The following is a 14,661-nucleotide window of genomic DNA, read 5'->3' on the forward strand; positions in this document are numbered from 1 at the left end:
CCGACGTCAGAAGCAGACGACAGAGATCCTCACCGTCTCTTTTAGAAAATGGCGTTCCCCAAAAAATATTCAGTGAGTGTCGGCTCATGCGGTGCCGGGTATTGAAATTAAATACCGTTTCTGGCGGCCAGCACACAGCCAAAACAATGGGCAATGAACGCCCTCGTCTGCTCCGGGTAAGCGCGCCGCAAAAGGAGTGAGGACGGCGAAGCCTCCCGCGCCGTCCTCTTCCCGTTTTGCGACTTCAACACTGCGCCCCCCTGGATGGGATCACCCCGGTGCAATTGAGATCACCGCGCCACGGATCACTCCGCTGATTTCGAACGGATAGGTTCCCGCCAGAGGATAGATCTCCTGATCGTATCCGACGACTATTGTCCCGCTCAGACGTGCGACGCGCAGCGTGTTCGAACCGGGTTTCCGGTCGGCGCGCTCAATCTCAATGAGTGCGGTTTCACCCTCGGCCAGAACAACGGGTACTGGGAGCGCCGGTCGCCAGTCGCGCCTCGTCCTGACAAGACCGTCCCCGACCGGCACGTTCACCACGCCGCCCACGATTAGGATGCGCGAGTAGGCGCTTGCGATCGGGTTGCTGGGAACCGGCACCGGAACGGGGTAGGGGACCGCACCACCCCAAGGCCCCAGCATCGGCCCCGCGAACACTCCGCCAGCATTGAGCCGCGCCATGTAAGCCGCCCGCTCCTGGCGCCGGGCGGCAAGCTCCTCTGCACGGCGGCGCTCCTCGGCCGTATCCAGTTCCGCCTGTTTGCTGCGCGCCTCAAGCTGCTGTTCGGCCGACAACGCCTTGAACTCGGACTCCGACATGCCCAACGGATACCGAGCGCACGCCGCCACCCCCAGGAGGGCGAAGGGAACGGCAACGAGCTGGATCAGCCTCATGAGAACAGCGCCTCCCGTACGGATCAATGCCATTCCCACACGGCAGGATCGGCGCCATCGGCAAAGATCACGACCGCATAGGTTTCCTTCCTCCCGCCCATTTCCATACCCGGCGCCCCCATGGGCATGTTGGGCACCGCGATGCCTCGGGCATCGGGTCGCTCGGTCAGCAAGCGCTTCACGGAACTGGGCGGGACGTGCCCCTCAAGCACATAACCGTCAATCGTGGCGGAATGGCACGACCAGAGGGAGTCAGGCAGGCCAAGTTCAGCCTTCTTGCGCGCGAGATCGTCGACCATGACGACAGTCGGATGGAACCCCTCGGCCTCCATCCGCTTCACCCAGGCGCCGCAGCATCCGCAGGACGCGTCCCGATAGACCCGCAGCTCAGGGACGCTGGCGGCGGCGAGCGGCTGTATGGCGACTGGTACGACGACGCCGGTAGCGGCGAGAGCGAGGGCTCCACGAAGGAAGCTGCGGCGTTCGACATGGATCATGGTGCACCTGTTGAATGGGCCGTTTCCGTTGCCGGGAGATTAAACCGGCAAGGGTGACGCTCTCGCCTTAGAGAGACGCTGATTATCGTCGCCTTTCCGCTGTGTCGTCGGACTTGGACAGCCGGCGAAATGCCCGAACGGGGGTGCGGCCGCGGCTTTTTTGCGGGCACGGTCAGGCAGCCAAGGGGAGGGCGCAGGCCGCATCCAGGCCCTGGTCTGCAGCGTCCGTATCGTCCAGGAGGTCGGTTGCCCACCCCAGAATCAGGTTTTCGGTGATCTGGTCGTGTTCCATTTCTCCGTCCTCGATGAGCTGACGGATTTCCTCCTTCGCCCGCTCGATGCAGGCCTCGAAATCGTTCTTTGGCGCCGCGGCGACGGAAGCAAGGAGTGGAAGGGCCTCCTGGAACACGAACCCGCCCTTCTTCAGCCGTCGGGTCTGGCGGTTCATCCAACCGGTCATCACCTCGGCGCAGTATGCGTCCGTTTTCTTGAAATCGGGATCCGCTATAGGTGCTTGCGGCTCCAGGCCGGGCAACGGAAGAGCGATCTGAGCCTTATCGGTCTTGCGCCCGCCATGAGTGCCACGCCGGCGATGGAAGGCCTCCCAACGCGCCGTCTTACCCCAAGCTTGGCTATCGACCGAGATGACCCTCGGGTGCTCACGGCACAGCTCCATGGCCTCTCCGTGCAATCCGAAGAGGTGAACCCGACAGTTGGCCGGTAACCAACGATCCAGATGCGAGAGGATTTGGAGAACGCCATTCGGGCCGTGCGGCTGCCGTCGGCAAAAGGAGCCGATTCCGACGACCGAGTGCTCCGAGAGCCACGGCATGCGCTCGATGCAGCGCCCGTAGTCCGCGGCGTGCCAGCCCTGCACCACAGGAGCAAAGCGGGCGATGGAGCCCGCCTCGATGGCTAGGTTTCGGCAGAGCACGTTGAGGCGCACTGTGCGGGAGATCCGGTCATGAACCTCAGTAGTCGAGCCGGCCACTTCCGGCTCGACGCAATAGTCCATGCTATAGAAGCGCACTACCGGCAGGGAGCTGGCGAAGGTGATGTACTCCTGCGGCCCCCAAGGCCAGCCCGAGTATTGCTTCATGGCCGAGTAACCGCCACTGTCAAGCTGAAGGTTCATCCCGCTTGCATTGGCGAAGGTGCTTCCGTCGAAGCCGTCGAAGTATGGAATGCCCAGATCGTCCTTTCGGTACACCGCAAATGCGTTAGCGCTGACAAGCACCGGAACGCCAAGTTCACGAGCGCGGGAAAGGAGCGGCCCTTTGCGAAGATGAGGCAAGCCTAAGATCATCTCGACCATGATTGGTGACTCAGTGCATTGGGGGAACGCACTAAGAATATCGTACAGAGCGCGCGCTCACAATAAAAACGTGGCTCGTTAGCCACCCGTTCATTGAAATTTACGGGGCAGATTATTGTTCAACTCTGACAGTGGCCGGCACTATTCCAAAGTCCGAATAGTACATTGACACCAGCTTTGCATCGGCGACCGGTATGCTCAACGCGTTCAGGCAAACCGCCCGCCGTGCCTCTTCGGTTCTGACAGTAACGGGAACCGCTGCCACAGCTCGACCAAGCCGGCACTTTCACCGTACTCCCGAGATATGAGGCAGATGGCGAACGCGCCGCGTTCGGATAGCACAAGCAAGCTCTAATCAGATCACTTCAGTAGAAGTGGTGGTGAGAACGTCGCTGCTTTCGAGGTGAGGCCGGTCAACGAAGGCCTGACGTGGCACCGGGACATGCATCGGATAGGGTCGCTTCGAGGCCTGCCAGCGGTCCAGAAATTCGCCAAGGTGTGGCCGCGTGCTTCTCTCTCGCGAAAGGCAGTCCACCAAGCTGTCGATGCTCGCGTTGTGGCCCGCCGGGTCCGTTCGTCCAGTGAGCAGCGCCCATCGAATGTAGGCGATGTAGAGGTTCAACGTGTCCGTCTCGCAGTACGCCCGCACCTTCTCGACCTCTCCGCGCGCCATCATGTCGGCGACTTCCGATCCATGGCCGAACCCAGCTTTCCCAGGCAACCCAAGCATGTTCGAAATGTCCTGCAGGCCGATCCGCTGTCCAGCGCCGTAGTCGGACACCTGCTCCATTAGATCGCAATGCCAGTCTGGCTGGTAACGCTGCCCGTAGTTGGTCCATTTGTCTCCCGACTGGAACCACGCGGCTGCCTGGATGCCGTACAGCATCGCCCGGAGCCGCAGCACTGGGAGGTCAAACCCACGCCCGTTCCAGGAGATGACACGCGGACGCACCTTGCCGAAGCGCTGCCAGAACCCCCGAAGGATGCGCTCTTCATCATAATCGAGATCTCCGCCCGATCGGCAGCTCCGGATCAGGTAACGCTCAACGCCGGAGCTACGATCGATCTCCGCCTCGACAAACGACACGGCGACAATGCGGTGACAGTGATGCGGCGGAAACTTCTCGGCCGGCCAGTCCGCCGGGATGATCTCGGCGTCGGGGATCGTCTCAATATCAAGGGCGAGGAGCGTGTCGTGCATGGTAAAACCCCCGGGAGGAGCTGGGGAGTGTGCGTTGCGAGCCTGTGACCCTGCAACGGCAAAGATTGAGCCCGGTGCCGGTCTGTCTTAGCCGACGACTGCTCTCGACCAGGATCAGAGAACACGCCCATGACCGCCGCAGGCCGGGCATCCCTCACGAACCGAGCGAAGGCCGGTTTCAGGGTCGCCGGGACCACATTCCAAGCAGCCGTGCGTGCGCCGCCAGATGACTGTCACCTCGTCCTCGATCTCTGTTAGTGCGGCACGGAATTCGGCCAGCGTAAAAGGTAAGGCGAGAAGCCGCTCAGGCGGCGCCACATCGATCCCCTCGACGTTACTGCCCAGCCGGACCCCTGTTACCCGGTAAGCGGTCTCAGCACGCACCATGGCAATCCACGCGCCGCAGGCCGTCTGGTCGTAGACAAACCTCGACAGCGCATCTTGGGTCGCGTCGATACCCAGCACGCGTGCCAAGTCGTGGATCGTGGTAAGGCGCTCGGCGTCGGCCGCCGTTGTCTCGCCCGGACGATAGGAGGGAATGGTCATGAGGATGCCTCCGGTGCAGGTTGGCCCAACAGCGCCCAGAAAGGGTGTTCGGGCTCAGGCATGGAAACGTGATTGGAACGGCGCGTCGCCCAGTGCATATAGCTGGCAAGGCACGCTCGCAGCTTCTGCTCCATGACAGGCGTCCACAGCAACGCATGCTCCTTGGCCCACATCCACGCGCCGGCCTCGCTGCACAAGCGGGTCTGAGACTGCCAGGGGCCGAGGATGTGGCCGACTTCGTGTAGCGCCACAGCATAAGTGGCCGCCGACTTCACCGGACGGATCTTCACCCGCCGTTCCTTGCGGAAGGCGCGGCCGCCGCGGGAATGCCCCTCGATCACGATCTCATGCGTTTCGCAGAGATGCGCGATATGGGCGGCCATCTGGGCGACGGTCACCCTGCTCACGCCGCGAGCGCCCCGATGCTCTTGGTCTGGCGCTGGTGAGCGGTGAGATCGAGGCCGATTGCCACCGTATCGGCCGCCCGTTCGAGAATGTCATCGGTGATGACCTGGAGAGCTCGCCGCAGCGCGGGGAAGGGGCCCCGGAGTCCGTCTTCGACAACTGCCACTTCGGCGTCCGCTGGAGCCTGTCGGGTGGCGGGAGTGTAGCGCACGGCGTCGACGGCCCAGAGCACGGCGGGAGCGCCATCGTGCTCGCCAAGGTGGGGGCGCACGTAGATGTGGCCGTCAATGCTGATCTGGAGGCTGGGCTCGGCGCCGCCAAAGTCCTCGACGTTCACCGAGGTTCTGGTCAGGCCGATCACGACCAGCCCGGCCCGGAGGTGCGGCGTGAGGGCCTCTAAGTCGGACTTCGACGGCAGGGACGGGGGGAGAGTGGCGCTCACAGTGTCCTCGTTGCGGGCCGCTCCTTGGCAGCCCTGTTGGGTGATGGGAAGGGTGTCGCGTTACGTCTGATCGTCGGACCCGCCAGACGTCACCGTCCGGGCTTTCCGCCGTCGTCATGAATCGCGTTCGGATCGATACCCAGGACCCGGCAGGCCAAGCGGCGTAGAGCGCTCTTCGGGGACCGATGTGCAGGCTCGTGGAACATCCCGCAGGAAAAGGACCCGTTTGCGTTCTCGCGGATCACGCCAACGCACGCGCGGCCAAAGATGATGTGCCAGGAGCGATCTTCCTCTTCGACCATGCGGAAGGCCTGCGCACGCATGATCTGTTGGGTCAGTTCGTGCCCTCGCGGCATCCGGTTCCGACGCGTGTGGTTGGCCTGGATCTCGATGTATTTGTCGGCCACCCGAAAGTGATCCCGATACGACGGGTGGTGATGCTCGCCACGCATGGCGTCGTCCTTCTTGCGCGGGATAGGGGAGGGGAAGGGACGGCAAGACATGCTCACCGTCCCAACTGCTCAACCGGGAAACGTTACCCGATGGCCCGCACGCAGGCGTCCACGCACGGCAGATCACGTTCACGCGCGGCGTTGATGAGGCAGCTGAGATCAATGATCCTCGCCATTATGCTGCCTCCCGCTCGAAGCCATCCGCCGCATCGGAGAACAGCGCCCAGGTGGATGTGATGTCGCCACCATCGGGTCCGGTCACGTAGACCGACACCCCATCGTCGGCACGCTTAACGGTCACGGTCAGGCGGTCAGCCTGTACTTGGACAGCAGCATTGGGCTCGTTCAGCACGCAATGCCGGCGGGCTTCGTCTTCCACCGGCCCGCGCTTGCCAAGCGTGGCACCGATCATTTCGCGAAATCCGTCCAGTAGCTCCCACACCGCCGCCGTGTCCGTGTACTGGACCGCACCACACAGATCCGAAAAGGCAGCGATCCGGCCTTCCATTTCCAACAGCAGGTCCCGCATGGCGGGTGCTTGGGCGAACGTCGCAGCCAACGCTTTAGGTGACAGGCCGAGGGCCTTCATCACGGTGGCATCCCCGCCCAGCGGCACATAGGCGAAGAGGTTGCCGGGATGGCCTCCCTCCTTGAACATGGCCTCCGACACGTCGCCGACGGCAAGACATGTGGCTTCCGAAGTCGGGTCACCTGCGATAAGGCCGATCGTGGTCATGTGATGAGCGTGCAGCGTCTTCATCGCTCTCTCCCGCTCAAGCAGCCAGCAAGATCGCCTGGGCGCCGACATCGGACGCGGCGGGCGACGGTGCATCGGTGAGCGGTGGCAGACCTTCCTCGACCAACCGAAGTTCCGCCAGCAGCGCCTCGAAGCGCCCTTCGGCAATTGCCTGCTCAATGTCCCGATAGGCGGCGGTCACCTTGCCGCGCTGGGTCGCCTTGTGGGCGATGATCTTGGCCCCGTCGAACAGGATCGCTTGCCCATCCGCCTCATACTTGGCATCGGACGTGCGCTTGTAGGCAACGCCGTGCGAGCGCAGGAACGCCTCCAGCGTTTGGAACTCGCCGTTCGCCGCTTCATCGTCACAAAGGCGGAGCGTCTCGCCCAAACGGATCGTCTCGTCAATCAGGGTGAGGACTTCCTCCTGCAGAAGCGGTCCCTCTCCATACTCAAGCCCGACGCCCTGCTCGGCCACGACGCGAGCCAGAGACTCACGAAGAAAATGGGGAAGCGGACCACCGATCATGATCGCAGCAGCCATGTATTCTGACATGATGCACCTCGCAATTGGACCCGTCCGATGGGGAGGTCGGCGGGTTAGCGCAGTTTCCGGCGCCGAATAGGCCTACAATATGTGCGCTTTGTACGATTTTCAAGAATTAAATCAGACCAACTTACGCTATTTTGGTCTTCGCCAATGTACCGTGCCGTGCCTCCCCTTAATTATTTTAACTTTTACTTCGCGTCCTGGTAAGACATTGGAAGTGAGGCACTCTTGCCGCCCGATAATGATCAAGACCGGGCGTTTACGCATTACCGATCCGGAGCCGCGCGAGAAACGATAGAAAGCGATGTCTTTCACATGCGCGCGTTACCACCGCCTTTTGGTAGCTTGAACAGTCCGCTGCGAATGATGGTGCCGGCGTCCGGCCTCGACGTTGGTGGACGATAGAGAGGGATACCCGACCAATGGGACACACCCCATTCGCCGCCAGCGAGCGCTTGGCCCTGACCCACATGCGAATTGACCATCGAGCGGAGGTGGCGTGCGCCCGGATCGCTCGTCTCTTCGGAGGTCACTATGAAGGCGCTCAGCCCGCACACATCGTCGGTACGATAAGCAATCATCTCGGCGGAGATCTCGCCGTAGCACGGGTTCCCGAAGGCTATCCCGGAACCTGCGCGATGTTCTACAGCGGCCGATCTGGAACCAACTGCGCTGTTTTCCCGACCTATAGCGAGGCCGCTATTGCTGCTCGGATGGCGATTGACCCGACAATCGGCGGCTATGGCGAGGTGATACTCGACGCGGGGATCACGGCGCCGACGGACGCTATGTTTTTCATATCGGCCGCGCATTGGTTGAACTGACACATGGACAGGAATTCGGCATGACCAATCCCATTCTGCCGCCCCACTTTCATAACGAGGCGCCAGTTGTTCGGATCAAGAGCGGTCCTGATTGGGTTGATGTGCGACTTGACGACGACGGCCGCCTGTTTCTAGTCGCATACAACCTTGGTCCGGACGCCGACGCCGACGAAGCCCGGATGTTTGCGGATGAATTACGCCACGGGCCGAAGGGAATAATGGCTGGGCTGGATGACGCCGGCCCATGGGTGGACGAACACGGTGAGCCCATTCCCGGACAGTTCTCCGATTGATTTGAAGCGAGCATGCACCGGCGGACGTGTCTCTTCGTCGGCCGTGAGGATCAGGCCCGCATAGGTCATCAGCGTAGTGCTTTTCGATGGGCAGTTGGCATGGCGGCCGCATCACGGCCAGTCGACTAACCGGCACGCGCCCTAGCTTTGAAGTCTCCGGTCGAAGTGTTGGTGATCCCTTTGCCCAGCACTCTGCTTCAGGATAGACTCCCAGCTATGCCCCTCCTCGCCTTCTCCACCGCTGGCGCTCGGTTCCCTGCCTGGTCCATGACCGACGCGGAGTGGGACGCGCTTAAAGCCACCTACCGGGAGCTTGGCCTAGCGGCCAGCTGCTGCTCCACCCCTGTCGTGCCAGTGATCAGTTCGCGCGGCTGGCGGTTTTTTCGTCACGCTCCCGGTACCAGCTGCGAACACCGAGAGTCACCTGAGCATATAGTCGCGAAGACGCTTGCCGCACGCGCAGCCGAAGCGCTCGGCCTGACCGTGACGACGGAAGCACGCGGACCTGATGGCCGCTGGCGGGCTGATGTCCTCGTGCAACATCCGGTGCGAGGGTGGAGCGTCGCTATTGAGATCCAGATGTCTCGCTGTGCCTTGGACGAGATCGAGCGCCGGCAAGCAGCCTACGCTGCCGACGGCGTGCGCGGCGCGTGGTTGATCGGCTTCAGCCTGCCGGACTACGAGCCCAATCGTGATCTGCCGCTATTCCACCTGGTTCCGCTGCGTGACGGGATCCTGGCACCATGGGTTGACCATGGCGATGGCCGGCAGACCTCCATCAGCGACTTCGTGACGTTGTTGCTGAGCCGTCGGGTGCGTTTGCCCGAGCCTGCCGCGCACACCCTATCGCTGTCGGCGGTTGCCTCCCCATCAAACTGCTGGAAGTGCTTTCAGAACCAAATGCTGCTGGTGAGCTTTGTGAACGCCCCCCTTGGCATTTTTGCCCCCAAGGGATGGCTCCTGGCAAAGGACCTGGCAAAGGTACCGGAAATCTATGCTGCCTACCGGCAGGCCGTGCCGATGCTTTTGCGGTCCGTTCCAGACTTGTCGGTGCTCCGCCCACCAAGGCACGCGGATGCAAAGCCCGAGCTCCAGGGCTACTGCCCGGCGTGCGATGCGCCGCAATCCCTCCACCGATTGAATCAGGCTCTGCTGGACCCGGCGCATCAGCGTTGCTGGTCGTTGTCGGATGGTCAGGAGTGGTCTCTGCAGGAGCGGGTTCGGCCGCGCTGGGAATGGCCGAACACACCGGAGCCGATATAGCCGCGGACAGACGCTGGAAGCTGCCCGTGGTGTTCGGCTGCGCACCGCCCGCCTCTATCTCCGTGTCGCAGTTGGACGATGGAGCCGGTGCCGAAGCCGGGGTCGCGACACTGCCCGGCCACTTGCCTTCGGCCACCAGCCGGGCCTTCATCTCGTCAAACCGAGCGATCTCTGCGACGCGCTCGGCCCGTCGGCGCTCATCCAGCGCGGTGCGCTCGGCGGTCGTCAGGCGCCTTGGAGCTGCGATCTGCGACGGCATCTCCAGACAGCGACGCAAGCGGTCGCGCTGCTGACGGGCTTGGCCGACCAGCCGCTCGCACATCGCACGGATCTCGCCAGGGTAGGGCGCCCGTCGGTTATCCGGGGTGCGGCGCCATATCCGGCACGCTTCCTCGACGGCCCACAGGGGATACTCCTCGATGTCCTCGCCCCACTGGCCTGCGATATCTTCCTCCATCTCCAGAGCCCGGTCCGGCTGCCGATAGTAGGAGAGCAGCACGGCAACGGCGCGCATGGCGCGGGCGTTGGTTTCCCAATCCTGCGGACGCAGGTATTCGTCGAACGCCGCCATTGCCTCTTCAGCGGCTGTGCGCTCGGCCGCCGGGACTGGGCTGGCTCGCCAGGCCTTCTCGGTGGTCCCGAGAAACTCAAACCGGTGATGTGCTCCGTCCTTCGGACTTGCCGGTTCAGCTGAGGTGAGGGAAACCTGCTCGGCGCGCAAGAGCCGCTCGAGCCCAGGCGTCAAAGCGGGCTTGGCCGGCAGCCGCTGGAACGGCACCACCTCGCCTCGCCGCTCGCCGATCGGTGTCGTAGACGGATGCGGGGCCCGGGGCAGCATGATTGGCGGAACGGTCATGGCGCTTGATCTCCTTCCTGATCCAGCAGCGGAAGATGGACGAGGGGTCGGGCAGGGGCTGGCCGCGGTAGTGGCCGACGAACTTCTGGGCGACGTTCGCCACGTCTTCCGAACTCAAATCCGGGCGAGCTGTGGTGGCAAAGGACAGGTCGGCATGCGAAGGGGTCCAGCCGTCGTCTAGCGGGTCTGGCGGCGTTGGGACGGTCCGGTTCGCTGTGCCGTCATCACCAAGATCGGTGTCTCCCTCCAGCGCGCTCGCGCGCCCAAGAGAGAGAGATTCTTGATGGAGATGTTCGGGGTGTTCTGTGTCGCCGTCGGCAACAGTGGTTGGCACCTCGTCGACAGCATGGTGGAGGCTGCCCAAGAAGCCGTCCAACAGCGTCTCGTGTCCGGGGAGCTGGTAGGTGCAGACCCGGATCTTCGGATTCGGATGTTGGCCCTTCACAACCAGCCCCAAGCTGACGAGCCTCGCCAGCACGCTGTTCGCCGTCGAGCGGTTGATCTTCAGCGTGGTCGCAATTGTGGTCTGCGACGGCCAGGACAGCCCGGTGCGGTCTGCATGGATGGACAGGACCGTTAGGACGCCAAGCTCAAGGACTCCGACATCGGGATGGTTGAGGTAACGTGCGGGCACAAGCCCCACCCTCTGCTTGGAAGCGTGTTCCATGCAGTTGCTCCAATTCTATAAAAGTACGGCAATAGACCATCGTGCCCAAAGTCGCTAAACTTGGGTGAACGGCACTGCCGAACTTCGAATTCTGTTTGATGCGAAAGGCCCCACGCGGGAGCCCGACATTACATTTCGACGTTCATGGTCACTTCTTCCTTCCGGACTAAACGGCTGTCCAACGATTCACACAGAACGACGTGGATCGAATCCGCCATTATGGCCTCCGATCCGTCACCGTGACGTGGAGGGGGGCATAACGGCTGAGTGTTGCTTGCCATGATGCTCCAAGGCACGTCACGGTGACGCAGCGTGGAGCGTGATGGCGGGACTTTGGCCGCACCAGTATGCTCCACACGGTGTCACCCCCAGCGACTCACGCGGATTCGTGGCTTCTGCTAAGGTGCGAGTGAGTCATCTCGCCATTATGCCCCATGCGACGTCACCCACGGCAGGAGCCATCTGCTCGGCTTTTACAGCGGCAATGGTGAATGGAGACTGGACGTTATGCGCCAAACCGCAGTGTGGTGACGCCTAAGAGGCTATGATGGCGACGTTGTGGGCGATCCTGTCTTACGTTTCGACGTGGTGACGGAGCGGGGGGCATAATGGCGGCACTTTCGGACACCCTGCGCCAGATCGTGATGGGGACGACGCATTGGTGGCCATGATGACGTAGCGGACCAGTCCTGGGCTCCGCGCCACTTCTGGGGGGCATTGGCGCCTTCGGGCCAGTCGGTAGCCAGGACGTGCCTGCCGAGTCTGCCGACCCAAGTCGTGCTAGGACACCCGCTACAGCAGCTGGAAAACTCAGCCTCCGGCACAATAAGTGGCGCTTCGCAAGCACTGCGATACATGAGAAAGACGTCGATTTTCGGCGTCTTTACCCCGTATCGCTGAGCTTGCTTCGTGTGTATCGTCTCGGCGACCAAATTGAGTTTTAGAAGGCCAAGCGACGTTCCCACGGAATGTGGCCTACGCTGAGGAGGTTGCTGGAGTCAGGCTGAAGGAAGCGTCAGCCCCAAGGGTACGGTGATCATTCGGTGAACCATCATGGCCTCTAACACGTCACCGTGACGTGGTCGGGGCCATAATGGCGGACCCCCGTTGCGCGATATGCCATTATAGCCCCCAGCACGTCACCGTGACGCAGCGGAGGCTATGCTGGCGCGACTCAAGTCTGCATTTATAGCCTCCGCCGCGTCACGGTGACGTGCTGGAGGCTATGGTGGCGCGTTTGTCTCCGCGCAGCGTGGCGGGCATAGTCTCTAGATCGCGACCGCTGAGTTGTCGGTCGCGGTTGTGGGCCATTATGGCCTCTGCTGCGTCACCATGACGTGCCTGAGGCTGTATTGGCGCGGGTCAGTCCGCGGGGATAGCCTCTAACGCGTCACCGTGACGCAGCGGAGGCCATGATGGCGTTCCGCAAGGGCTCCATTGGAGCCGCAAGCTGCATCAAGCCATGCACTGCGACGACACCTCGCTGCCGGCCATTATAGCCTCCGCTGCGTCACGGTGACGTTCCGAGGGCTATGAAGGCTACGCCTATGCCGCCATTATGCCCCCCGCTGCGTCACCCCAGCCTTGATAGCCACCGTAAGCCCGTTGCCATCATAACCCCCGCCGCGTCACTATGGTGCAACCGGCACAATCAAGACATGAAGGCCTATGGAGAGGGGAACCAAGCGTGTGACGCCGGCTGCGAATGCCGAGGAGACTTCGGCTGAAGTGCGCGTCCAACAGGCGGCGCCAGCGGTCAATAGCCCGAGGCGGAGTCCTCTCGCTGTCTCCAACTGGATGCACGGCGATCCCAGCTTCCTGAAGGTCCGCGAGCTGATCGAGGTCTTAGACCCCGATTTGTCGGTGGTGGACCGTAAGCTACTCGATGCTATGCTGGCCCATGCTTCTGATACGGTGCTGAGCGACGCCGTGACCGGAGAAGCGGCTCCTGGTACCCGCGTCTACTCGGCGCTGGCGACCGACGTTAAGCGGGCGATGGGATGGGAAAGTCACAAGAGCAACAGCCGAATTCTGGCCGCTGCGAAGAACCTGCAAAGTTCGGTCATCACCATCGGGTATTTCGCTCCGGGAGATAACACCCTCCGGCACAGAAACATCAGCTTGATCACACTCTCTGAGGTCCCGGAGAGTCATGGTGTCATCTACTGGCGCTTCAGCCCAGAGGTCGAAAAGCTTCTGTCGATGAAGGGTGAGCGATTCCTTGTTCAGCTCAAAGTTCTCGCGAAACTGACGTCGGGTTACAGCCACCGCCTCTATCAACTTCTGTGCGCCAACACTGACCGCGAGACCCTGGCTTGGACCGTCTCTGCTAGCGATCTAAGGCAGGTGTTGAACGCTGCCGCCGAGAGCTACGACAAATGGGCAGCCTTTGAACGCCGGGTGCTGAAGGTCGCTGTGGATGAAATCAACGAACACGCTGCATTCAACATCCGCTACGAGTTGGTATTGCAGGAGCGGACCAAGAAGCGCACGCACATCCGCTTCATATTCGAAGGACCAGCTTCCGCGTTGCCACCAGCCGAAACCGGCCCGCTCTTGGAGGAGCCCACTGGCCAGCTTGTGTTCGACCTGCCAGGAGCCACCGAAACGAGCATGCCGCCCCCGTCGGCGTTTGCTGCGAAGCTGGGAATTCGGGTCCGGAGCCGTTATCGGGAACAGTTCCCTGGAGCGCCGATTGATGAATTGATCGACCTGTGGGCCACCTGGTGCGTCAGACATCGTGTGAAGGCGGAGCGGCCGCCCAGAGTATTCGAACGCTGGCTGAACAGCCTGTTTGGAGATCTCGTGTTGGAATCCCGCGAGGGCAATGCTTCGGTCTGGTCAACAGCGTTCAGCCGGGACCTGGATCAGCCGGTATATCGCGTCATGTTCGCGCTGGGCGGGATGGTTGCCAGGCAACGCCAGCTTTGGCTTGCCCTTGCCAGAAGCAAGTATGCTGACAAGAACCCACGCAAGGGGATGCCGGCGGTGTCGCTGGACTGTGTTGACTTCCACATCTGGGTTCCGCTCATCAAGGACGAGTTTATGAAAGCCAATCGGGTCTGACCTGACCCCGTTTTGCAGACTGACCTCACCTTACTCGATCGGCCACCGGGGAGGCCGCCCAGTGGCTCTCCCCAGTAGGCAGCGCGACTGCTTAGCCGTTGGTCTTCGTCGACGTCGAACGTTCAGCCGCCGGCAGGAAGTCGTTGCGCAAAGCTGCGCATCCATTGCGGCGCTTCTCTTCCAGAGTGTTCATCGGCGGCCCGGCCGTATTGTGGATCACGGTCCACTCATCTGCGCTCAAGCGATGGCCGGCGCAGAACTTGGTCCATGCGGAGCGATGCGCGTCGGTCGACCGGCTTACAGGCGGCACCATGGATGATCGGCCCGCTGAGAGCTTGATCGGCTTGGACGAAGGCGCGGGCAGCGGTTCGCGCTGTATTGTGGTTTTGGCGCTACTCGCCACGGGATCGACCGCGTTCAGCCGAGCTAGGACACTGTTGACATCCAGGTCGGACCCAGCGGCGCCTGGGGCAGCGCTCAGGTTGACCCCGAGTGGCGCCACCGTGTAGGCCGCGTCCATCGCAATGACGTGTTCGTAACCCTCGCCCCGAACGGCCGCGCCTCCCCGTCGTGCAGATTCCGATGAAGCCGGCCGGGTATTCCGATTTGAAAGCGGCCACTGTTCCGAACTGAAGCCGGCCAGCGTTC

Annotated in this window: 16 protein-coding genes; 4 read left to right on the forward strand and 12 right to left on the reverse strand. The window is 62.2% G+C overall.

What is annotated here, in order from left to right:
• Positions 1 to 270: 270 nt before the first annotated feature.
• From FZ938_RS26180 to FZ938_RS26225, 10 genes are all read right to left on the reverse strand, one after another.
• Positions 271 to 900, reverse strand: coding sequence for a hypothetical protein (locus tag FZ938_RS26180; protein WP_109154429.1), 630 nt, complete (start codon positions 898 to 900; stop codon positions 271 to 273).
• Between the two features lie 23 nt (positions 901 to 923).
• Positions 924 to 1,397 carry a DUF411 domain-containing protein gene (locus FZ938_RS26185; protein WP_109154428.1) on the reverse strand — a complete coding sequence of 158 codons (474 nt, stop codon included), beginning with the start codon at positions 1,395 to 1,397 and terminating at the stop codon, positions 924 to 926.
• A 172-nt stretch (positions 1,398 to 1,569) separates the two neighbouring features.
• Complete coding sequence (locus tag FZ938_RS26190) at positions 1,570 to 2,712, reverse strand: deazapurine DNA modification protein DpdA family protein (RefSeq protein ID WP_109154427.1); 1,143 nt, start codon at positions 2,710 to 2,712, stop codon at positions 1,570 to 1,572.
• 355 nt (positions 2,713 to 3,067) lie between these two features.
• Positions 3,068 to 3,913, reverse strand: a complete 846-nt coding sequence (locus tag FZ938_RS26195) for a 3'-5' exonuclease (protein ID WP_109154426.1) — start codon at positions 3,911 to 3,913, stop codon at positions 3,068 to 3,070.
• A 114-nt stretch (positions 3,914 to 4,027) separates the two neighbouring features.
• Entirely contained in the window at positions 4,028 to 4,459 is a 432-nt protein-coding gene (locus FZ938_RS26200) for a hypothetical protein (protein WP_109154425.1), read from the reverse strand.
• On the reverse strand, positions 4,456 to 4,857 hold the full coding sequence (locus FZ938_RS26205; protein WP_136705930.1) for a hypothetical protein: 402 nt from the start codon (positions 4,855 to 4,857) through the stop codon (positions 4,456 to 4,458). Before FZ938_RS26205 ends, FZ938_RS26200 begins: the two co-directional genes overlap by 4 nt.
• Before the next feature lie 5 nt (positions 4,858 to 4,862).
• Positions 4,863 to 5,306: a hypothetical protein gene (locus tag FZ938_RS26210; RefSeq protein ID WP_109154423.1), complete on the reverse strand. Its 444-nt coding sequence runs from the start codon at positions 5,304 to 5,306 to the stop codon at positions 4,863 to 4,865.
• Positions 5,307 to 5,395: 89 nt separating this feature from the next.
• Entirely contained in the window at positions 5,396 to 5,758 is a 363-nt protein-coding gene (locus tag FZ938_RS26215; protein WP_136705931.1) for a hypothetical protein, read from the reverse strand.
• A 175-nt stretch (positions 5,759 to 5,933) separates the two neighbouring features.
• Complete coding sequence (locus FZ938_RS26220) at positions 5,934 to 6,518, reverse strand: hypothetical protein (RefSeq protein WP_109154421.1); 585 nt, start codon at positions 6,516 to 6,518, stop codon at positions 5,934 to 5,936.
• 13 nt (positions 6,519 to 6,531) lie between these two features.
• A complete protein-coding gene (locus FZ938_RS26225) occupies positions 6,532 to 7,038 on the reverse strand; it encodes a hypothetical protein (RefSeq protein WP_109154420.1) in 507 nt (168 codons plus the stop codon).
• Positions 7,039 to 7,466: 428 nt separating this feature from the next.
• On the opposite strand from FZ938_RS26225, the gene FZ938_RS26230 reads away from it, so the two are divergent.
• From FZ938_RS26230 to FZ938_RS26240, 3 genes are all read left to right on the forward strand, one after another.
• Positions 7,467 to 7,868, forward strand: a complete 402-nt coding sequence (locus tag FZ938_RS26230) for a hypothetical protein (protein WP_136705933.1) — start codon at positions 7,467 to 7,469, stop codon at positions 7,866 to 7,868.
• A 20-nt stretch (positions 7,869 to 7,888) separates the two neighbouring features.
• Positions 7,889 to 8,161 carry a hypothetical protein gene (locus FZ938_RS26235; protein ID WP_136705934.1) on the forward strand — a complete coding sequence of 91 codons (273 nt, stop codon included), beginning with the start codon at positions 7,889 to 7,891 and terminating at the stop codon, positions 8,159 to 8,161.
• A 267-nt stretch (positions 8,162 to 8,428) separates the two neighbouring features.
• Positions 8,429 to 9,424, forward strand: a complete 996-nt coding sequence (locus FZ938_RS26240; RefSeq protein ID WP_158282485.1) for a competence protein CoiA family protein — start codon at positions 8,429 to 8,431, stop codon at positions 9,422 to 9,424.
• Positions 9,425 to 10,110: 686 nt separating this feature from the next.
• Here the strand turns inward: FZ938_RS26240 and FZ938_RS26245 are convergent.
• Complete coding sequence (locus FZ938_RS26245) at positions 10,111 to 10,947, reverse strand: helix-turn-helix domain-containing protein (RefSeq protein ID WP_109154417.1); 837 nt, start codon at positions 10,945 to 10,947, stop codon at positions 10,111 to 10,113.
• Between the two features lie 1,689 nt (positions 10,948 to 12,636).
• Between FZ938_RS26245 and FZ938_RS26250 the strand changes: the two genes are divergently transcribed.
• On the forward strand, positions 12,637 to 14,013 hold the full coding sequence (locus tag FZ938_RS26250; RefSeq protein WP_158282484.1) for a replication initiation protein: 1,377 nt from the start codon (positions 12,637 to 12,639) through the stop codon (positions 14,011 to 14,013).
• A 91-nt stretch (positions 14,014 to 14,104) separates the two neighbouring features.
• Here the strand turns inward: FZ938_RS26250 and FZ938_RS26255 are convergent.
• Positions 14,105 to 14,661 (reverse strand): hypothetical protein (locus FZ938_RS26255; RefSeq protein WP_211101169.1); only part of this gene is annotated, 557 nt, incomplete at its 5' end.

This window comes from Azospirillum oryzae, from assembly GCF_008364795.1.
Taxonomy (GTDB): domain Bacteria; phylum Pseudomonadota; class Alphaproteobacteria; order Azospirillales; family Azospirillaceae; genus Azospirillum; species Azospirillum oryzae.